16 protein-coding genes are annotated in these 18,761 nt (G+C 64.8%); 9 read left to right on the plus strand and 7 right to left on the minus strand.

Annotated elements, in window-relative coordinates; all coding sequences use genetic code 11:
• Positions 1 to 9 precede the first annotated feature (9 nt).
• The 8 genes from murD to VLA96_14585 all read left to right on the plus strand — a co-directional run bounded on the left by murD (position 10) and on the right by VLA96_14585 (position 10,269).
• Positions 10 to 1,401: a UDP-N-acetylmuramoyl-L-alanine--D-glutamate ligase gene (murD, locus tag VLA96_14550; protein HSE50423.1), complete on the plus strand. Its 1,392-nt coding sequence runs from the start codon at positions 10 to 12 to the stop codon at positions 1,399 to 1,401.
• Positions 1,401 to 2,492 carry a putative lipid II flippase FtsW gene (ftsW, locus tag VLA96_14555; protein HSE50424.1) on the plus strand — a complete coding sequence of 364 codons (1,092 nt, stop codon included), beginning with the start codon at positions 1,401 to 1,403 and terminating at the stop codon, positions 2,490 to 2,492. Before murD ends, ftsW begins: the two co-directional genes overlap by 1 nt.
• A gap of 4 nt (positions 2,493 to 2,496) precedes the next feature.
• Positions 2,497 to 3,603: an undecaprenyldiphospho-muramoylpentapeptide beta-N-acetylglucosaminyltransferase gene (gene murG, locus VLA96_14560; GenBank protein ID HSE50425.1), complete on the plus strand. Its 1,107-nt coding sequence runs from the start codon at positions 2,497 to 2,499 to the stop codon at positions 3,601 to 3,603.
• Positions 3,603 to 5,018: a UDP-N-acetylmuramate--L-alanine ligase gene (murC, locus tag VLA96_14565; GenBank protein HSE50426.1), complete on the plus strand. Its 1,416-nt coding sequence runs from the start codon at positions 3,603 to 3,605 to the stop codon at positions 5,016 to 5,018. Before murG ends, murC begins: the two co-directional genes overlap by 1 nt.
• 206 nt (positions 5,019 to 5,224) lie before the next feature.
• Positions 5,225 to 6,250: an FtsQ-type POTRA domain-containing protein gene (locus VLA96_14570; protein ID HSE50427.1), complete on the plus strand. Its 1,026-nt coding sequence runs from the start codon at positions 5,225 to 5,227 to the stop codon at positions 6,248 to 6,250.
• Positions 6,213 to 7,433: a cell division protein FtsA gene (gene ftsA, locus VLA96_14575; GenBank protein HSE50428.1), complete on the plus strand. Its 1,221-nt coding sequence runs from the start codon at positions 6,213 to 6,215 to the stop codon at positions 7,431 to 7,433. The genes VLA96_14570 and ftsA overlap by 38 nt, the downstream gene beginning before the upstream one ends.
• A gap of 90 nt (positions 7,434 to 7,523) precedes the next feature.
• The gene (ftsZ, locus tag VLA96_14580) at positions 7,524 to 8,750 is read left to right on the plus strand and encodes a cell division protein FtsZ (protein HSE50429.1); all 1,227 of its coding nucleotides are present in this window, start codon (positions 7,524 to 7,526) and stop codon (positions 8,748 to 8,750) included.
• 304 nt (positions 8,751 to 9,054) lie between these two features.
• A complete protein-coding gene (locus VLA96_14585) occupies positions 9,055 to 10,269 on the plus strand; it encodes a penicillin-binding transpeptidase domain-containing protein (protein ID HSE50430.1) in 1,215 nt (404 codons plus the stop codon).
• A gap of 50 nt (positions 10,270 to 10,319) precedes the next feature.
• On the opposite strand, the gene VLA96_14590 is transcribed toward VLA96_14585, so the two are convergent.
• The 7 genes from VLA96_14590 to VLA96_14620 all read right to left on the minus strand — a co-directional run bounded on the left by VLA96_14590 (position 10,320) and on the right by VLA96_14620 (position 16,574).
• Positions 10,320 to 10,886, minus strand: coding sequence for a hypothetical protein (locus tag VLA96_14590; protein HSE50431.1), 567 nt, complete (start codon positions 10,884 to 10,886; stop codon positions 10,320 to 10,322).
• Positions 10,887 to 11,447: 561 nt separating this feature from the next.
• Positions 11,448 to 11,651, minus strand: coding sequence for a hypothetical protein (locus VLA96_14595; GenBank protein HSE50432.1), 204 nt, complete (start codon positions 11,649 to 11,651; stop codon positions 11,448 to 11,450).
• A 7-nt stretch (positions 11,652 to 11,658) separates the two neighbouring features.
• Complete coding sequence (locus tag VLA96_14600; protein HSE50433.1) at positions 11,659 to 12,099, minus strand: hypothetical protein; 441 nt, start codon at positions 12,097 to 12,099, stop codon at positions 11,659 to 11,661.
• Positions 12,044 to 12,850 (minus strand): DUF433 domain-containing protein, encoded by an 807-nt coding sequence (locus VLA96_14605; GenBank protein ID HSE50434.1) that lies wholly within the window; start codon positions 12,848 to 12,850, stop codon positions 12,044 to 12,046. The genes VLA96_14600 and VLA96_14605 overlap by 56 nt, the downstream gene beginning before the upstream one ends.
• Positions 12,851 to 12,965: 115 nt before the next feature.
• The gene (locus VLA96_14610; GenBank protein ID HSE50435.1) at positions 12,966 to 13,907 is read right to left on the minus strand and encodes an IS1595 family transposase; all 942 of its coding nucleotides are present in this window, start codon (positions 13,905 to 13,907) and stop codon (positions 12,966 to 12,968) included.
• 458 nt (positions 13,908 to 14,365) lie between these two features.
• Positions 14,366 to 15,115 (minus strand): ABC transporter ATP-binding protein, encoded by a 750-nt coding sequence (locus VLA96_14615; protein HSE50436.1) that lies wholly within the window; start codon positions 15,113 to 15,115, stop codon positions 14,366 to 14,368.
• Between the two features lie 124 nt (positions 15,116 to 15,239).
• Positions 15,240 to 16,574: an efflux RND transporter periplasmic adaptor subunit gene (locus tag VLA96_14620; GenBank protein ID HSE50437.1), complete on the minus strand. Its 1,335-nt coding sequence runs from the start codon at positions 16,572 to 16,574 to the stop codon at positions 15,240 to 15,242.
• 343 nt (positions 16,575 to 16,917) lie between these two features.
• Between VLA96_14620 and VLA96_14625 the strand changes: the two genes are divergently transcribed.
• Positions 16,918 to 18,627: a GWxTD domain-containing protein gene (locus VLA96_14625; protein ID HSE50438.1), complete on the plus strand. Its 1,710-nt coding sequence runs from the start codon at positions 16,918 to 16,920 to the stop codon at positions 18,625 to 18,627.
• The last annotated feature ends 134 nt before the right edge of the window (positions 18,628 to 18,761 follow it).

Genomic DNA, 18,761 nt, shown 5'->3' on the forward strand with positions numbered 1-18,761 from the left:
CGTGTCAGAATGGCCGCAGAGATGGAATGGAGCGGGAAACGCGTGCTGGTCGTCGGACTGGGCAAGTCCGGCGTGGCCGCGGCGTTTTTCCTGCAGGAGCACGGCGCGCGCGTCACTGTTTCCGACGCCAAGACCGAGGACCAGCTGCGCGAGCTCATTCCCGCGCTGCTCGACCGCGGCATCGTGGTCGAGGCCGGCCGCCACGGCGAACGCACCTTCCGCGACCAGGACCTCATCGTCGTCTCGCCCGGCGTGCCCTATGACGAGCCCCACCTTCAGCAGGCGCGGACACATGGCATCCAGGTCATCGGCGAGGTCGAACTGGCCGCGCGCTTCCTGAAGGGGCCCATCGTCGCAATCACGGGCTCGAACGGCAAGACCACCACGACGGCGCTCGCGGGCGAGATCCTCGCCAAGAGCGGGCTCAAGGCGCAGGTCGGCGGCAACATCGGCAAGCCGGTCATCGAGATGATCCCCACCTCGACGCCCCAGACGTGGAACGTGCTCGAGATCTCCAGCTTCCAGCTCGAGACCATCGAAACCTTCCATCCGAGGGTCGCCGTCATCCTGAATATCACGCCCGACCACCTCGACCGCCACCGGACGTTCGAGGGATACGTCGCGGCGAAGGCGCGCATCTTCGAGAACCAGGGCGACGGGGACTTCGCGGTCCTGAACATGGACGACGCGACGTGCGTCTCGCTGGCGCAGCGCGTCAAAGCGCAGGTCCGCGGCTTCAGCCGCCGCGACGCCGTCAAGACCGGCGCCTATATAAAGGACGGCAAGATCTTCTACCGCGACGCGGCTGGTGAGCACGAAGTCATGCCGACCTCGGCCATCGGGCTCAAGGGCGCGCACAACCAGGAGAACGTGCTCGCGGCGGTGTGCGTCGCGATGCTCGCCGGCGCGAAGCCGCAGCAGATCGCGAGCGCCGTCCGGGAGTTCCGCGCGGTCGAGCATCGGCTGGAATTCGTCGCCAACATCAACGGCGTCGAGTACTACAACGATTCCAAGGCGACCAACGTCGACGCCACCATCAAGGCGCTGGAATCGTTTCCCGGCGGCATCCACCTCATTCTGGGCGGCAAGGACAAGGGCAGCGACTACTCGCTGTTGAACGTGCTGCTGAAAGAGCGCGTGAAGCGGGTGTACACCATCGGCGCCGCCGCGGCGAAGATCGAGGAGCAGACCGCGGGCGCTGCGCCCACCGTGCGGGCCGAGACCATCGAGACCGCGGTCAAGAAAGCCCACGAGGCTGCTCTCGCCGGCGAGGTCGTGCTGCTCGCGCCCGCCTGCGCCAGCTTCGACCAGTTCACCTCCTACGAGCACCGCGGCCGTGCCTTCAAGGAACTGGTCCGCGCGCTCTCCGCCCGCAAGACGCCGGTGGGAGGCGCGGCCTGATGGCGAAGCGCGTCAGTGTCGACAAGACGCTGTTCATCGTCACGCTGCTGCTGGTGTTCATCGGGCTGATCATGGTGTTCAGCGCGTCGGCCGTGATGGCGAGCGAGCGTTACGGCTCGGCGTACGCCTTCCTGCTGCGCCAGGGCGTGATGGCGCTGCTCGGCTTCGCCGCGATGTTCCTCACCATGCGCGTGGACTACCGCAGGTACAAACACCCGGCGTTCGTCTTCGGCCTGGTCGGCGTCACGACGCTGCTGCTGATCGCGGTCTTCTTCGTCGACCGCGCGCACAACACGCATCGCTGGATCCGCTGGGGCTGGTTCAGCCTGCAGCCTTCGGAGCTTGCCAAGCCCGCCATCATCCTGTTCCTCGCCTGGTTCCTCGAGACGCGTACGCGCTCCATGGACGACTGGCGCAACACGCTGTTGCCTGCCGTGCTGCCGACCCTCATCCTGTGCGCGCTCATCGTGAAGGAGCCGGACCTCGGCACCGCCATCGTCTGCGCGCTCATCACCGGGGTCGTGCTCTACATCGCGGGCATGCGCCTGCGGTGGTTCGCCGCCGGATTCGCGGCCTGCCTGCCGGTGCTCTACGTCCTCATCTTCCGGGTGCAGTGGCGCTATGACCGCATCATGGCCTTCCTCGATCCCTACGCCGACCCGCAAGGCAAGGGCTTCCACATGATCCAGTCGCTCATCGCGGTCGGCACCGGCGGCATCACCGGGCTCGGCCTGATGGAAGGGAAGCAGAAGCTCTTCTACCTGCCGGAGCCGCACACCGACTTCATTTACGCGGTGCTCTCGGAAGAGTTCGGATTGGCGGGGGCGTTGATCGTGGTCGCGCTGTTCGCGATTTTCCTCTACCGCGGGATGCGCACGGCGCTCGCGACCAACGACGTCTTCGCGCGCTACCTCGCGACCGGCATCACCGCGATGGTCGTGGTGCAGGCGCTGTTCAACATCAGCGTGGTGCTCGGCCTGCTGCCCACCAAGGGCATCCCGCTGCCCTTCATTTCCTACGGCGGTTCGGCGCTGTTCGTTACACTGGCCAGCGTCGGCGTGCTGCTGAACATCACGCAGCAGACGGACTGAACCCATGAGAGCCATCCTGGCCGGCGGCGGAACCGGCGGACACGTCATCCCTGCGCTCGCCATCGCGCACGAGCTGCGCGCGCGCTACGGCGCGGAAGTCGCGTTCATCGGCACCGCGCGCGGCATCGAGACGCGGCTGGTCCCGCAGGCCGGCTTTCCGCTGGAGCTCATCGAGGTCGGCGGGCTGAAGAACGTCTCGCTCGCCACGCGCCTCCAGACGCTCGCTGCGCTGCCGCGGGCCATCGCGCGTTCGTGGCAAGTGCTGCAGGAGTTCAGGCCGCACGTGGTCATCGGCGTCGGCGGCTACGCCAGCGGCCCCGCCATGCTCGCCGCCTCGCTCAGCTCCATCCCCACGGTCGCCTTCGAGCCTAACGTGGTCCCGGGACTGGCGAATCGCGCAGTCGCGCCGCTGGTGACGACCGCGGTCGTCCACTTCGAAGAGACCGGCGAATACTTTCGGCGGTTCGTCGTGACCGGCGTGCCGGTACGCCACGCATTCTTCGACCTGCCGGAACGTCCGGCCGGGGTGCATCCGACGCTGCTGGTGTTCGGCGGCAGCCAGGGCGCGGCCGCGATCAACAAGGTCGTGATCGAGTCGCTGCCCGAGCTCGCCGGACGCGTGCGAGGGGTGCACATCGTCCACCAGACCGGCGAGCGCGACTATAATTCCGCGCAAGCGGCGTATCTGCGGGCTCCCGTGGCAGCAGAGGTTTCCCCATTCATCGACGACATGCCGGGCGCGTTCGCGCGCGCCGACCTCCTCGTGTGCCGCTCGGGCGCGAGCACCGTGGCGGAGGTGACCGCGGCAGGCAAGCCCGCCATCTTCGTCCCGTTCCCGCGCGCGGCCGACGACCACCAGCGCCGCAATGCCGAAGCGCTGGCTGCGCGCGGCGCAGCGTTGCTGATCCCTGAAGCGGAGCTGACCAGCGCGCGCTTCGTCGAAGCAGTCGCCGCGCTGCTGAACGACGCACCCGCTCGCCAGCGCATGGGCACGGCCGCCAAAGCGATGGCGCGTGCCAACGCCGCCGGCGTGATCGCCGCGATCGCGGCGCGGCTCGCCGGCGTCGCGTCGGAATCCCAGAACGATTCCCGCAAGGCGGCGGCGCACTGATGTTCGCGCGCATCCAGCGGATCCACTTCGTCGGCGTCGGTGGCATCGGCATGAGCGGCATCGCCGAGGTCCTGTTGAACCTCGGCTGGAAGGTCTCCGGCTCCGACCTGAAGGCCTCGCCGGTCACGCAGCGTCTCGCCAACCTGGGCGCCATCATCTTCGAAGGGCATCGCGCCGAGAACCTTGCCGCCGCTGACCCCGAGGTCCTCGTCACCAGCTCCGCCATCGCGCGCGACAACCCGGAAGTCGCCGAAGCGCGCCGCCGCAAGCTGCCGGTCATCCAGCGCGCGGAGATGCTGGCGGAGCTGATGCGGCTGAAGTACGGTATCGCTGTCGCCGGAATGCACGGCAAGACGACCACGACGTCGATGGTCGCGCAGGTCCTCGCCGCCGGGGGCCTCGACCCCACGGTCATCGTGGGCGGGCGCGTCGAGGCCATGGGCTCCAACGCGCGCCTCGGCAAGTCGCAGTACCTGGTCGCCGAGGCGGACGAGAGCGACCGCTCGTTCCTCAAGCTCTCGCCCATCCTCAGCGTGGTCACCAACGTGGACCGCGAGCACATGGACTGCTACCGCGACATGGCCGACGTGGAGCGCACCTTCATCGAGTTCATGGACCGCGTGCCGTTCTACGGCTTGGTCGTCGCCTGCAACGACGATGACGCGCTGCGCGCCTTGCTGCCGCGCGTCGATCGCCGCATCGTGACCTACGGCGCACGCGCCGGCTCCGACTTCCTGATCGTGGCCGTGAGCTGCGCCGGCGGCGCGGGCAAGCCGATGTCGAGCTTCCAGGTGTCGTATGGCGGAAGGTCGCTGGGCGACTTCCACCTCCACGTCCCGGGCGCGCACAACGTGCTGAATGCCACGGCCGCGATCGCGGTCGGCATCGGGCTGGACGTGCCGGTCGCGAGCATCCGCGAAGCGCTCGAGCACTTTCGTGGCGTCGATCGCCGCTTCCAGGTGAAGGGAACCGCCGCCGGCGTGACCGTGGTCGACGACTACGGCCACCATCCGACCGAGATCCGCGCCACGCTCCAGGCCGCCCGGCAGTGCGGCTACCGCCAGATCCACGTTGTCTTCCAGCCGCACCGCTACACCCGCACGCAGCTCCTGATGGATGAGTTCGCCGGCGCCTTCGGCGACGCCGATACGGTCCACGTGCTCGACATCTATGCCGCCAGCGAGCCGGCCATCGCGGGCGTCACGGGAGAGGCGCTGGCGCAGCACATCGCGCGGCGCGGCGGCCAGGTGGCGGCCTACCGCGCGTCGTTTGCGGACGCCATCGAAGCGGTGGCGAGCGCCGCCGGCGAGGGCGACCTGGTGCTGACGCTGGGCGCCGGCAACGTCTCGCAGCTCGGGCCGCAGCTGCTGGAGCGCCTGGGCGCCCGCAGCGGGAGCGCGGCGGCGCGAAAATGACTAGAAAGTAAACCCGAAGATATCGGCAACAAAGCCGACAAAAACCGGAGTTTTCCGCACTTTTCCCCTCACCATAAAGCCAATCCCGCGTTATAGTTAGCGCACGGCGAGTCTCTGCCCAAAGTCCGGCGAGGGTGATGGCGGGAAACGGAAGGTTCACGCGCGAGGATGAGTCTGAGTCGAGGCGGCGCGGCACGCGTGCCGGCGTGCAGCCGCCCGACGACGATCTGCGCGAACTCGAGGTCGACGCGCGCGATCTCGACCTCCCCGATCTTGAGAACGAAGCCGAGCCGCAATTCCTGCGCGGCCAGCGGCGCGTCTCCGTCCGCCGCGGGCCTCTCCCCAAGAAGACCGCCAACCGGCTGAAGTACGTGGCGCTGGTCGCGCTCGCGGCGGGCGTGCTGGGCACCGTGGCTTTCGCGGTCTACCGCTACGGCGCGCACTCATGGCGCTTCCGCGTCGAATCGGGCGACAGCATCGAGCTGAACGGCAACCAGAACGTCACGCGCGCGCAGGTGATGGAAGTGATGGGCGGCGACATCGGGCGCAACGTCTTCTTCGTCCCGCTCGAAGCGCGCAAGAAGCAGCTCGAGCAGATCCCGTGGGTGGAGTCCGCGGCGGTGATGCGCCTGCTGCCCGACCGGCTGCGCGTGGAAGTGAAAGAGCGCACGCCGGTCGCCTTCGTGCAGCTCGGCTCCAAGATCCTGCTCGCCGATGCGCACGGCGTGCTCATGGACCTTCCGCCGAGATCGCAAAACAAGTATTCGTTCCCGGTCATCGTGGGCGCTTCGGACGCCGAGCCGCTCTCGACGCGCGCGGCGCGCATGAAGATCTACAACGCGCTGGTGCGCGAGCTCGATTCCGACGGCTCGAACTACTCGAAAGACCTGAGTGAAGTGGACCTCTCCGACCCCGACGACGTGAAGGTGACCGTGGCCGACCCGGCGGGCGCGGTGCTGCTGCACCTGGGCTCGGCGAGTTTTCTCGAGCGCTACAAGACCTACATCTCGCACGCCGCGGAGTGGCGCGCGCAGTATCGCAAGCTTGAATCGGTGGACCTCCGTTTCGACCGCCAGATCATCGTCAATCCGGATTCGCGGAGCGCAGCGCCGGCTCCGCCGCCGGCTTCCAGCCCAACCGTCCAGCCAGCCAGGACCACCACCAGAGCGAAGGCCAGGGCCAAAGTTAAGAGCAATGGGAAAAGAGCAGCCGAACCTACTCACCGCGATTGACGTGGGCAGCGCCAAGGTCTGCGCCATCGTGGCGGAGATCACGGAAACGGGTGTGCGCTACCGCGGGCACGGCATCGCGGAATCGCGCGGCACCCGCAAGGGCGTGATCGTCGACCTCGACAAAGCCGTCGCGAGCATCCAGCGCGCCGCCGAGCAGGCCGAGAACCTGGCGGAGGCGCCGGTGGAAAGCGCGGTCGTCGGCGTCGCCGGCCCGCACGTGCGCGGCGTGAACAGCCGCGGCGGCATCGCGCTGGGCGCGCGCTCGCGCGAGATCACGCGCGACGACGTGCGCTCCGCCGTGGAACGCGCCCGCGCGGTCGCGCTGCCGCCGGACAGGGAAGTGCTGCACCTGCTGCCGCAGGAGTTCATCCTCGACGACCACAACGGCATCCGCGATCCCGCCGGGATGGTCGGCTCCAAGCTCGAGGTGCAGGTTCATCTGGCGACCGCGGCTTCGACTGCCACGCAGAACGTGGTGACGGCGGTGAATCGCGCCGGCATCCAGGTGGACGACACGGTTTTCGAGCCGCTCGCCGCCGCGGACGCCGTCCTGCGATCCGACGAGCGCGAGCTCGGCGTCTGCCTGTGCGACGTCGGCGCCGGCTCGATGGACGTGATCGTCTTCTTCGAGGGCGCGGTCGCGCACAGCGGCGTGATCCCCATCGGCGGCGACCACTTCACCAACGACGTTGCGGTCGGCCTGCGCACGCCGCTGCACGAGGCCGAGAAGATCAAGAAGCTGTTCGGCAACGCCCTGGTCACGCGCGTGCCGGAAGGCAATGAGATCGAGGTGCCCGCGGTCGGCGACAAGCCGTCGCGCCTGATGCCGCAGCGCCTGCTGGCGGAGATTCTGGAGCCGCGCGCCTACGAGCTGTTCGAGATGCTGCGCGACCACCTGCGTCAGGCCGGCGTGCTGGAGCTCTGCGGCGCCGGCTCGGTGCTCACGGGCGGAGCCGCGCGCCTGCCGTCGCTGGCGGAGGTCGCCGAGACCGTGCTGCGCAAGCCGTCGCGCCTCGGCCGGCCGTCGCCGATCGCCAAGATGCCGGCCACGCTGGCCGAGCCGGAATTCGCCAGCGCCGTCGGCCTGGTCTTCTATGGCCATCGCACGCGCCTGCTGCGCGGTCCGCAGGAGCAGGGCATCGGGGCAAGGCTGAAGTCGCTGTTTGCAAGGAAGTCAGGGTAGGGCTGAGGAAAACTTTACCGGCTCGGAGTCGGGGATTTCGGGTTACAGTCCGAACCAGACCTCCGGCCGGCGATCTGCGAGCGCAACCATATGGCTGACGACAAGAAGAGCGAAGTCCGGATCCAGTTCAACGAGGAGCCGCGCAATAACGCCCGCATCAAGGTGATCGGCGTGGGCGGCGGGGGCTCCAACGCCGTGAACCGCATGATCGACGCCAAGGTCGAGGGCGTGGAGTTCGTGGTCGCCAACACCGACCTGCAGGCGCTCCAGATGGCCAAGGCCGCGCACAAGATCCAGCTGGGCGTGAAGCTGACCAACGGCCTGGGCGCGGGCGCGAATCCCGAAGTCGGCCGCCGCGCCGCGCTCGAGGATTCCGACCAGATCATCGAGGCGCTGGAGGGCGCGGACATGATCTTCGTGACCGCCGGACTCGGCGGCGGCACCGGCACCGGCGCCGCTCCCATCATCGCTTCGCTCGCCAGCGAGATGGGCGCGCTCACCGTGGCGGTCGTCACCAAGCCGTTCGCCTTCGAAGGCAAGCGCCGGCTGCAGCAGGCCGAGCGCGGCATGCAGGAACTCATCGACTCGGTCGACACGCTCATCGTCATCCCCAACGAGAAGCTGCTGGCGGTCGCGCAGAACGCGGGTTTCTTCGAGTCGTTCCGCGTGGCCGACGACATCCTGCGCCAGGCCGTGCAGGGCATCTCCGACATCATCACCATTCCCGGGATCATCAACCGCGACTTCGCCGACGTGAAAGCCATCATGGCCGGCATGGGTCCGGCGGTCATGGGCACCGCCACCGCGAAGGGCGAGGGCCGCGCCACGCTCGCCGCGCAGGCGGCCATCGCATCGCCGCTGCTCGAGGCCGGCGCCATCGACGGCGCGCGCGGCATCCTCATCAACATCACCGGCTCCAGTTCGCTCAAGCTGAGCGAAGTCCACGAAGCCTCCACCATCATCCAGAGTGCCGCCCACGAAGAAGCCAACATCATCTTCGGCGCGGTCATGGACGAGAAGATGAAGGACGAGGTGAAGATCACGGTGATCGCCACCGGCTTCCAGACCGAGAAGCTGCACAAGAAAGACAAAGTGGTTTCGGCGGCGGCCACAGCGATCGCGCAGCAGCGGACGGCGGCCTCCTACGCGCAGCCCGCGACTCCGCCGCCTCCGCCGACGCGGCCTTCGATCCCGATCGCGGCGCGGCCGGTGCAGTCTCCGTCGCCGCTGCAGAACGCCAAGGAAGCGGTGCGCGACGTCGAGCGCGACGACCTCGACGTGCCCGCCTTCATCCGCAAGCGCGGTGACGTGCAGTAGCGCGGCGGATCACGGGAACAACATTTTCCGCATGCGCTGCTGGAATCGCGCGTCGGAGCGGTGATATCCGGCCCGTGTCGCAGGTGGTACGGCCCGCCGCAACATCATCCAGAGCTGCTGCATCGAATCAGTTGGGAGCAAAGCCATTTGCGACGTTTTCCACAGGATTTTCACCGTTGCAAATTCGACAATATGCCCCTACTATCGGGCAGCTACTCACCCAGGAATTAAGGGAGCGACGGAACTCAGGGAAGGCGGCGGGAAGCGCCGCGCCCCTGGACTCAGGCGATCAGTCAACGTGTCGATGAAAAAAGGTCACGCCCTCCACGCCGCTCTCCTCGCTCTGCTGTGGCTGTTCGCCACGACCGCGTACGCGCGCTCGGCTTCCAGCAAGAGCAGCACTCCGAAGTCTTCCGGCGCCAACGTCAGCGAAAGCGCTAGCACGAAGAAGAAGATGAGCGCGAAGCGCCACAGCCGGCGCACGCGCCGCTCGGCCAAGGGGCGTCGCCACCGCCGTTACTACGAGCGCTTCTACACCAGCTCGTACGCGGAAGACGTCACGGCCGGCGACGTCGCCACCGGGGAAGATCCCATCGTGCGGGCGGCCGCGGTCGAGGCGCTCGGCAACATGAACGGGACCGTGGTGGCGGTCGACCCGACCAGCGGGCGCATCCTCACCATGGTGAACCAGAAGCTGGCGCTCGCCGAGGGCGCGACGCCGTGCTCCACCATCAAGCTCGTCACGGCGCTGGCCGCGGTGAACGAAGGGCTGGTTGACAAGGAGACCGAGGTCCGGCTCTCGCGGCGCGCGACCATGACGCTCACGCAGGCGCTCGCGCACTCCAACAACACTTACTTCGAGGTCCTCGGCCGCAAGCTCGGGTTCGAGAAAGTCGCGTACTACGCGCGCCAGTTTGGCCTGGGAGAGCTCGCGGGCTACAAGATCCCCGACGAACAGCTCGGCGAATATCCGGAGCAGGCCATCCCGGCGAAAGAGGGCGGCGTAGGGAAGATGTGCTCGTTCGGCGAGGGCATCTCGATGACGCCGCTGCAGCTCGCCGCGCTGGTCTCCGCCATCGCGAACGGGGGCACGCTGTATTACATGCAGCACCCGCGCTCGGCGGAGCAGGTGGCGGAGTTCCAGCCGCGCATCAAGCGGCAGCTGCCCATCGGCACGCTCATCCCGCAGCTCACCGACGGCCTGGCCGGAACGGTGGAGTACGGGACCGGCCGCAGCGTGCGCTACAACTTCAGCGAGGAGCAGATCCTCGGCAAGACCGGCACCTGCTCGAAAGACGGGACGCGCTTCGGCTGGTTCGCGTCGTACGCCAACACGCAGTACGGCCGCATCGTGACCGTCGTCTTCCTGCGCGGCGGCCGCCCGACCTTCGGGCCCAAGGCCGCCGAGATCGCGGGCCGCATGTACCGCAACCTCTACGACCACAGCTTCTTTGCGGTCTCGCCTGAAGCGCCGGCGACGCAGGGCGGCGAGGGCGACGCCGTCGGCGCGCCGCACTAGAGAGAAGCAATAAGCGATAAGCGATAAGCCAGAACAAACTCGGCTGCCGCTTATCGCTTATTGCTTATTGCTTCTGCCGGCGTCTTGCCGATCGCGGCGGCTGTCTTCTCCAGCTTCGAGAGCGCGTCGGCGAGCTTCGCGGTGTCAGCGACGGGCAGGGCTGGGTCGCTCAAGCGCCGCTTCAACTGCTCGCGCAGCACCTGCCAGTCCACGTTCGCGCCGGGACGATTCGACTTCTCGACCAGCCACGAGATGCTCTTCTTGCGCAGCTGATACACGACTTCTTCGAGCCCGGGACGCGGGGTGAACGTTTGCTGCGCCTCGCAGTACTCGCCCAGCCGGTAGAACATCACCGTGCCGACGGCGTTCCGCTTATCCCGCAGCCGGACGCCGGTGATGTTGAAGGAGCGGACGACGCCGAGGCAGTCGCTCTCCTGGTCCTGCTCCCAGAGCACCAGGGGCGCGGTCTCGTTCCAGGGCGCGCCGCGGAAGCCGGCGTCGAGGTACTCCTGCAGGGCCGCGCGGACGGCGGCGCGCTGCTGGGCTTCGTGGTCGCGCGCCGCCGCCGGGACACTGGTCGCGAGCAGCAATGTAAGCACGAGGACGCGGCGGGGCATGGCTACGTTTTACTACAGGAGGACTGGTGTATACCCCCTCCCCCCGCCCTCCCCCGGGTGGCGGTCTTAGAGGGCAAGGCAAAAGGAAAAAGGCAAAAGGCAAAAACGCCCACGGACTGACGTACTTCAAGAGTTTTCCGGCGCGGTGTTTTGGAATCAGTGGGTTGCGGCGAAAAGTCTGTCGCGAGGTCTGACGGGGGTCTGTGCCCGATCCGACGAGGGTCCGTGGCTCGGTCTGACAGGATCTGCGGTCCGAGCGAGCGGCGAATCAAAAAAGAGAATTCGCCTGAATCTTTGGAATCAGCGAGTTACAGCCGAAAATCCGTCAAACGGAATTATCCCTTTCACAAACCCAAGCTAGACTCTGGCCCACTTGTGGCCCTGCTTTAATCGTTCCTATGCCCGTAGCGGTAAAAAATGAAGTAGTTCCATACTGACCACGCGACAAGAATGGCAGTCGTAATCGCGACTCCGCGAGTGAGCATGATCGCCGCAGCCATGACAATGAACCCGCCAAACAGTGAAGCGCACAACCTGACCTTATGCTGTTCTTCGGTCAACTCAGCTAGCCCTGTACTTGTGCCAGCTCTTGTCGGCTGGATTCTTCTTCGGCAGGTGTACCCAGTTCTTGTCCGCCTTGCCGCACACCGCGCACGGCGGCTTGCTGCGCTTCTTTCCCTTCGGCGGCTTTACTGTGAGGATCGCTCCCAGTGCATCCTCGAACTTCGCGGGGATGTGGGGAACGGGTTTGGATTTGTTCGGCATTTGACCTTCAGCCTTGAAGATGACGTGGAGCAACTTTTCCAGTTGCTGAAATCGAAAACACAAACGGCCCCGAGTTGTTAGCACACTTGCTTCTCATCTGTCCCTTTGCCTTACAGAGCAGATCGCCTATGTTGCCAATGCCGCCGGACGTGAAAACGAACTGGCGGACTTTATATTGCACGATGAGCTGCTGTTCGATTGCGCGCGTGCGCTGCTTCTGGTCGAACGTGATGAGTATCCACTTGCGCTTACCCACGAGCGGCAGCAGTTCGCGGTCCTCGGTCCATCCCTTGAAGTAATCCCTGTGGCGTTTATATCGGAAGCCACAGTGCCGCAGCTTGTCTACGCAGTCGTCATAATCGAGGTTGTGGCAGAGGTACAGCGTGAAACCCTTAAGCCGCTTGCTCGATTTTAATTGCTTCCTCGATTTCTGCTTCGAGTCTGCCATAGTCATTCGCCAGCTGTGGAATTGTGGCCCCACCGTTCTTGCGGCTCAGCAGAAATGCAGTAGAGATGCGGGAATCTACTAGTACGGGCATCCCAAAGGACACCGTTGGGTCAATCACTACAAACTGCGGGGCATTGGCTGGCGCGTTCAAGTATTCCTTGCGCGTGAACGGGAACAGCCGCTGGGCAATCCCATGCGTGTTCCGCTCCACTCGCCGGAGCCACGGCTGTAAGAAATTGAAGACTTGCTGGCCACCAGCCCTAAGGTTAACGAGATGCGTTGTGCCTACTCCCTTGTCTTCCAGGTAGATTGTCACTCCGCGTTTGGTTTTCTCTGTACTCAGATCGTAATCGGCCAACGGGTACTTGGATGGTTTCTCCCGACGCAGTTCCTCTACACCGTGGCGGATGCCTTGCAGACTCACATTGTGAGCGTGGCGCAGACTCTCTAGAACAAAACATTCCACCAGATTCTTAAAGGACAACAGCATTGGCTTGTGGCTGTAAATCGTAGTGAGCGGAGCGGAGTCTTCGTCGCCTATCACCCAGTAACGCAGCTTGGACGGAAGGATGTGGAGATAGCGCGCAGCTTCCTCAATCGTATAATTCGGTACTTCCAGCGGATTGGGTTGGCGTGGTCGCATGGAGTCAGCCCGAGATGCCAGAGTATAACGGACACCCCCTTGGATGACCGTGGATTGTCTTTTTGTTCTGAATCTGGAACAACACGTTGCAATCTTGGTGCGGGCCATGCGACACTCCTCCTGTCGCGGCCCGCGCCCAAGCGTTACCGTCGTCGCCTTTTAACCCGCCCTGCAAGGCGGGTTATGTTTTTGGCGAACATCTCTAGTTGTACTGGTGGGCCTATTAGCCCGCTTTCTGCTCCTTTGAGTCCCGGAGCATGAGCCTCTTTCCTGCGCTCTGCTGAATAGCCATCAACGTGCGCTGCCCATCTTTCAGCTTGCGCGTGTTGTACCTGAAATCGAACTCGCCCAAGTAGCGGTGTAGGTGGTGCTGGCCCACTTGGTGATAGACACCAGTGAGGCCGCGCTTCAACGTGGCGAACAAGCCTTCGCAACTGTTGACGTGTACCCACTCGCGGCTGTACTCGCCCTTGCTATGGGTGACGGTGTGATGCCCACCTTCAAACATATGCCCAATGTTCTTGTAGCTCGGAAACTCATCCGTGCAGAACGCTGCGGAACGGTCAACGTTCTTGCGGATGATCTCGCTCAGGTTCTCGCCCGTCACTCGCGTAACGGGAAAGGAACGCGCATCGCCGTCGCGTTGAATGACGGAGACTACTGCCGTGCGCGTCTTGCCAGTAGCGCGGCCCATGAACTGAGTCTTGCCCTTGCCGCCTACATAGGTTTCGTCTGCCTCAACGATGCCCCGAAGCTTCTCCTTAAATGATGGTTGGCTCATCGCGTACCGAATACGATGAGCCATGAACCACGCAGACTTGTACGTCACTCCAAGCATCCGGTGTAGCTGGTGGGCACTCATGCCCTTCTTGGAAGCGCACAGAAGATGAATCGCAAACAGCCACTTGTGGAGAGGGATGTGGCTGTCCTCGAAGATCGTGCCGACTGTCACCGTGAACTGCTCGCGGCACCTCGCACACTTGTACACGCCAACGCGGACGTGCTTGCCCTTCTTGCTGGTCTTGGGCGTGAGCTTATAAATCTCCGTGCTGTCACAGTGCGGACAGACAGGGCCGTTCGGCCAACGCTGCCCCTCTAGGAACTGACGGGCCTTGTCCGCATCGCTGAAGTGTTCCGCCAGACTCGCTAGATTCAGGCTGTCCATATCGTCCCTCTCTATGGGGCGAAATGTTAGCGAATACCACTGGGTTTGTCAAGTATATAATTCCGCCGTCAAAATCCCCGGGGATTCGTGAAAAATCCCCGGGGGATTCGCCTCAATCCCCGAGATCAAGATGGAAAAGAGCCGCGGAGCTGCAAGCGATGAGAAGGCGAAAGTCAGAGTAGCCGGTGGATAACAAGATGTCAAGATAATTATCAGGATTCGGTCCCACCCTTTCGCTCGCACAGATCGCTCGCGAAAAGGATGGGGCACCCTCAGGAGTGTTCACGCTGTGAAGACTTCGACTCAACCAGAAGGGTGGGCCACCCGCCGCTGGTTATGGTGGGCCGGGCGGCTGAAAAGTCAAACGCGCTACGTCAGGGTGGGAGAAGCGATCGCCACAGCGAGAGCAAAAGGAAAGCGCCGGCGAGTCGCCGGCGCTTTCCTTAACAAGATTTCGCCTACATCTTGCGGTTGGTGTTGGCCTCATCGATCTCGACCTTGCCGTCCTTGATGTGGATGACGCGGTGGGCGTACTGCGCGATGTCGTGCTCGTGGGTCACCAGGATGATGGTGTTGCCCTGAGCGTGCAACTGGTCGAACAGCCCCATGATCTCGAGCCCGGTCTTGGAGTCGAGGTTGCCGGTGGGCTCGTCGGCCAGGATGATGGAGGGGTTGTTGACCAGGGCGCGGGCGATGGCGACGCGCTGGCGCTGGCCGCCGGAAAGCTCGTTCGGCTTGTGCATCATGCGCGATTCGAGGTCGACCTTGCGGAGCGCGCCCTTGGCGCGCTCGATGCGTTCCTCGGCCGCGGTGCCGTTGTAGATGAGCGGCAGCTCGACGTTGTGGAGCGCGGTGGCGCGGGCGAGCAGGTTGAAGGTCTGGAAGACGAAGCCGATCTCCTTGTTGCGGATGCGGGCCAATTCGTCGTCGTCCATCTCGCTGACGAGGTTGCCGTTGAGCCAGTACTTGCCCTGGCTCGGGGTGTCGAGGCAGCCGATGAGGTTCATGAGCGTGGACTTGCCCGAACCGGACGGCCCCATGATGGCGACGTACTCGTTCTTGCGGATGGTCATGGAGACGCCGCGCAGGGCGTGCACCTGCTCCGAGCCCATGTCGTAGGTCTTCCACAGCTCGTCGGTGACGATCATGCCCTCGCGGGGCGGGGTGTTCAGGGCGATCTCGTTGATGGCGGCGCTCGATTCAGACATGCTCAGTAGTCCCGTTCCCATGTTGGCGGTCTCCCCGTTTGGCACCCGGCCCCAGCGGGGCGGGGTACACGTCTCTCAGGCTAGTAAACGGATTAGACGGCCCTGCGGTTCCAAGGTTTAGGGATTATCCCTCTTTTTTCGGGGCGGCGTTGTTTACCTTCACGGTGGCGCCGTTCTTCAGGCTGCGCAGCACCTTGTAGCTGCCGGTGACGATCTCGTCGCCCTCGGTCAGGCCGCTGGTCACTTCGACGTCGGTGGTGCCGGTGATGCCGGTCTGCACGGGCTTGAACTGGACCTTGGCCTGCTTGCCCTTGCCGGTGACGACGAAGACGCCCTGCAGCTCTTCCTTGGCGTCCTTGGCCGACGATGGAGCGGCCGCTTCCACGCCGCCCTTGCCTTTCTTCTCCTCCAAGTCGCCCTTGGTGCGCAGGGTGAGAGCCTGGAGCGGGATGGCGAGCGCGTTCTGGCGCGAGGCGGTCGTGATCTTGGCCGTGGTCGAGAGGCCCGGCCGCAGGTTCTCCGGCGGGTTGGTCAGGGTGACGACCACCTTGAAGTCCTTCGCCTCCTGCGTGCCCGCGGTGGTCTGCGAGGTAGCCAGGCCGGTGGAGCGGAGGATGGCGATATTGCCGATCTCGGTCACCTTGCCGGGGAACTTCTTGCCGGGAATGGCGTCGATGGAGACTTCGGCGTCCTGGCCGAGCTTCACGTTGACGATGTCGGTCTCGTCGACGCGGACCTCGGCGGTGATGACCGACATGTCGGCGAGGGTCATGAGGGTGGAGCCGGGGGAGTTCTGGATTCCGACGACGACGGTCTCGCCTTCGCGCACCGGCAGGCTGGTGACCACGCCGTCGTAGGGAGCGAGGTACTGCGTCTTGCTGAGGACGTCGGAGGCGCGCGTCAAGGTGGCGGAGCTCTGCGCGATGCGCTTATTGGCGGATTCGTTCTGCGCCTTGGCCTGCGCCAGCGCGGCGGCGGCGGAATCGAAGGCGCTCTTCCTGGCGTCGAAGTCGGACTTGGGGATCAGGCCGGACTGGTAGAGGCCCTGCGCGCGCTGCCAGTCGAGGCGGGTGCGCTCCTCGTCGGCCTTGGCGCGCTCGAGCCCGGCCTGGGCCGCGACCGCGTCGGTGCGCGAGACGTCGAGCCCGGCGCGCATCGCGTTCACGTCGGCGGAGGACTGCACGTTCTCCAGTTGCGCCAGCAGCTGGCCGCGTTTCACGTGGTCGCCTTCCTTCACATACAGGCGCACGATCTTGCCGAACGCGTTGGCCCCGATGTTGACGTAGGTCTTGGGCTTGATCTCGCCCGACGCGCTGACGATGCTGGCCAGGTCCTCGCGCCCCACCTTGCCGGTGGTCACCTCCGGCGCGCTCGACCCGGAGAACGCCACCGAGCCCCACACCACGAGGCCCAGGACCACAGCTACCACCACGATGATAATGACGCGCTTCTTAGTCATGCGACCTCAACGAGTGACCCCACAGAACAGATACGGGGAACGGGGGCACACGGCTCCCTCTTTTTTGCGGCCCGCGGAATGCGCAAGCTGGCTTGCGACAACTCGCTTGGGTGGGTTTTTCCCGGGTGCTACCCCGCATTATACCTTTGCTCCCCGCCACTTACGTAGCACGAAGTGGCAAGGTGTCGCGGTCGCCTTCCGGCCGCCGCCGACGTCTAATCGGCAGGGGTGGGTCGCAGCCGGATTAAGGTGAATTGAGGTGCCGCATGCCTTGCCACTCGGAACCGAATGAACCTACAATGAATGCACCTCGAAAGCGCCCCTGAAGGAATGGTGTCTGCGTATGAACTTCCGTAAGATCCGTCATTTTGCTGCCCTTGCCTTGGCGCTGCTGCTCTGCCTCGGCGGCAGCCTGCTGAGCGCCCAGGATGCCAAGACGACGGCCCAGCCGGAGGATCCGCTCAATCGCCCGCTGACGGACAAGGAGAAGAAGGAGAAGGCCAAGTCCCTCAAGAAGGAGCTGAGCCAGACGTACAAGAGCTGGCTCAACGAGGACGTGCGCTACATCATCACGGACGAGGAGATGGCGGCATTCAAGCAGCTCTCCAACGACGAGGAGCGCGACAACTTCATCGAGCAGTTCTGGCTGCGGCGCGATCCCACGCCCGACACCATCGAGAACGAATACAAGGAAGAGCACTACCGCCGCATCGCGTACGCGAATGAGCACTTCGCCGCCGGCAAGCAGGGATGGCGCACCGACCGCGGCCGGATCTACGTGGTCTTCGGTCCGCCCGACCAGATCGATTCGCACCCCTCCGGGGGCCGCTATAACCGCCCGATGGATGAGGGCGGCGGGAGCACCTCCACCTTCCCGTTCGAGACCTGGCGCTACCGCTACCTGGATGAGATCGGCCAGGAGGTGGAGATCGAGTTCGTCGATACCTGCATGTGCGGCGATTACCACATGACCATCGACCGCTCGGAGAAGGACGCGCTGCTCAACACGCCGAACGGGGGCCTGACGCTCTACGAAGAGATGGGCATGGCCGGCAAGGCGGACCGCTGGACCAGGGGCGGCCCGGAGCGCATCGGACGCGGTCCGTTCAGCGGCCGCGAGAACATGGACACGAGCAAGTACTTCGACCGGCTCGACCGAATGGGCAAGCTGTTGCGGGCGCCGGCGATCAAGTTCAAGGACCTGGACGAGGTCGTCAGCCACAAGATCCGCTACAACCTGATGCCGTTCGACGTGCGTACGGACTTCGTGCGCGTGACCAGCGACACCGTGCTGGTGCCGGTCACCATCCAGGTGAAGAACAAGGACATCACGTTCGCATCCAAGGAAGGCATCCAGCGCGGGGTGGTCAACATCTTCGGCCGCGTGACGTCGATGACCGGGCGCATCATGCAGACGTTCGAGGACACGGTACAGATCGACGTCCCGAACGAGCTGCTCGACAAGACGCGTGAGAACGTTTCGCTGTACTGGAAGGCGCTGCCGCTGCGCCCGGGGCGCTACCGCCTCGATGTCGTGGTGAAGGACGTGAACGGCGACCGCCTGGGAACGTGGCAAAGCCGCGGCGGGCTGGTGGTGCCGAGCTACGATGAGGACCGCCTCGCAACCTCGAGCCTGATCCTGGCCGACCAGATGGAGAAGGTCGCGACCAAGGACATCGGCGGCGGCAACTTCGTCATCGGAAATACCAAGGTGCGTCCGCGCGTGGAGCCCTCCGACGGCAAGCCCGCGACGTTCAAGCGTTCGCAGCGCATGAACCTGTGGATGCAGGTCTACAACCTCGGAATCGACGAGAAGACGAAGAAGCCGTCGGCGACCATCGAATACGACGTGGTGAACACCGCGACCAACAAAGCCGTGTTGCACACCAGCGAATCGACCGCGCAGATGGGCAACGTGGGCGAGCAGGTGACGCTGGAGAAGTCGCTGGCGCTGAACGGACTGGAGCCCGGCACCTACCAGATCACGGTGAAGGTGAACGACTCGGTTTCGAAGCAGACGCTGATGCCGACCGCCAAGTTCACGGTCGAGTAGAGGAACGAAGGCGCTCCCGGAGCTGTACGCGCGAGGTTAGAGAATTGACCCGTAGGCTCCCATGGATCTCGTTGTTGCTGGTGCTGGCGCTGCCGGCCTGGGCCGCGCCGCGCACCGCGACGGTCTCCGGCCTG

The sequence above is a fragment of the Terriglobales bacterium genome, assembly GCA_035457425.1.
GTDB lineage: Bacteria > Acidobacteriota > Terriglobia > Terriglobales > Acidobacteriaceae > JACPNR01.

What these genes read in the sequence shown, in the direction of transcription:
- VLA96_14610 (HSE50435.1), bottom strand. Translation starts at nt 13,907, where the DNA reads ATGGACAGCCTGAATCTAGCGAGTCTGGCGGAACACTTCAGCGATGCG.
- VLA96_14620 (HSE50437.1), bottom strand. Translation starts at nt 16,574, where the DNA reads ATGACTAAGAAGCGCGTCATTATCATCGTGGTGGTAGCTGTGGTCCTG.
- ftsA (HSE50428.1), top strand. Translation starts at nt 6,213, where the DNA reads ATGGGAAAAGAGCAGCCGAACCTACTCACCGCGATTGACGTGGGCAGC.
- murD (HSE50423.1), top strand. Translation starts at nt 10, where the DNA reads ATGGCCGCAGAGATGGAATGGAGCGGGAAACGCGTGCTGGTCGTCGGA.
- VLA96_14590 (HSE50431.1), bottom strand. Translation starts at nt 10,886, where the DNA reads ATGCCCCGCCGCGTCCTCGTGCTTACATTGCTGCTCGCGACCAGTGTC.
- ftsW (HSE50424.1), top strand. Translation starts at nt 1,401, where the DNA reads ATGGCGAAGCGCGTCAGTGTCGACAAGACGCTGTTCATCGTCACGCTG.
- VLA96_14595 (HSE50432.1), bottom strand. Translation starts at nt 11,651, where the DNA reads ATGCCGAACAAATCCAAACCCGTTCCCCACATCCCCGCGAAGTTCGAG.
- VLA96_14585 (HSE50430.1), top strand. Translation starts at nt 9,055, where the DNA reads ATGAAAAAAGGTCACGCCCTCCACGCCGCTCTCCTCGCTCTGCTGTGG.
- VLA96_14625 (HSE50438.1), top strand. Translation starts at nt 16,918, where the DNA reads ATGAACTTCCGTAAGATCCGTCATTTTGCTGCCCTTGCCTTGGCGCTG.
- VLA96_14600 (HSE50433.1), bottom strand. Translation starts at nt 12,099, where the DNA reads ATGGCAGACTCGAAGCAGAAATCGAGGAAGCAATTAAAATCGAGCAAG.
- ftsZ (HSE50429.1), top strand. Translation starts at nt 7,524, where the DNA reads ATGGCTGACGACAAGAAGAGCGAAGTCCGGATCCAGTTCAACGAGGAG.
- VLA96_14615 (HSE50436.1), bottom strand. Translation starts at nt 15,115, where the DNA reads ATGTCTGAATCGAGCGCCGCCATCAACGAGATCGCCCTGAACACCCCG.
- murC (HSE50426.1), top strand. Translation starts at nt 3,603, where the DNA reads ATGTTCGCGCGCATCCAGCGGATCCACTTCGTCGGCGTCGGTGGCATC.
- murG (HSE50425.1), top strand. Translation starts at nt 2,497, where the DNA reads ATGAGAGCCATCCTGGCCGGCGGCGGAACCGGCGGACACGTCATCCCT.
- VLA96_14605 (HSE50434.1), bottom strand. Translation starts at nt 12,850, where the DNA reads ATGGCCCGCACCAAGATTGCAACGTGTTGTTCCAGATTCAGAACAAAA.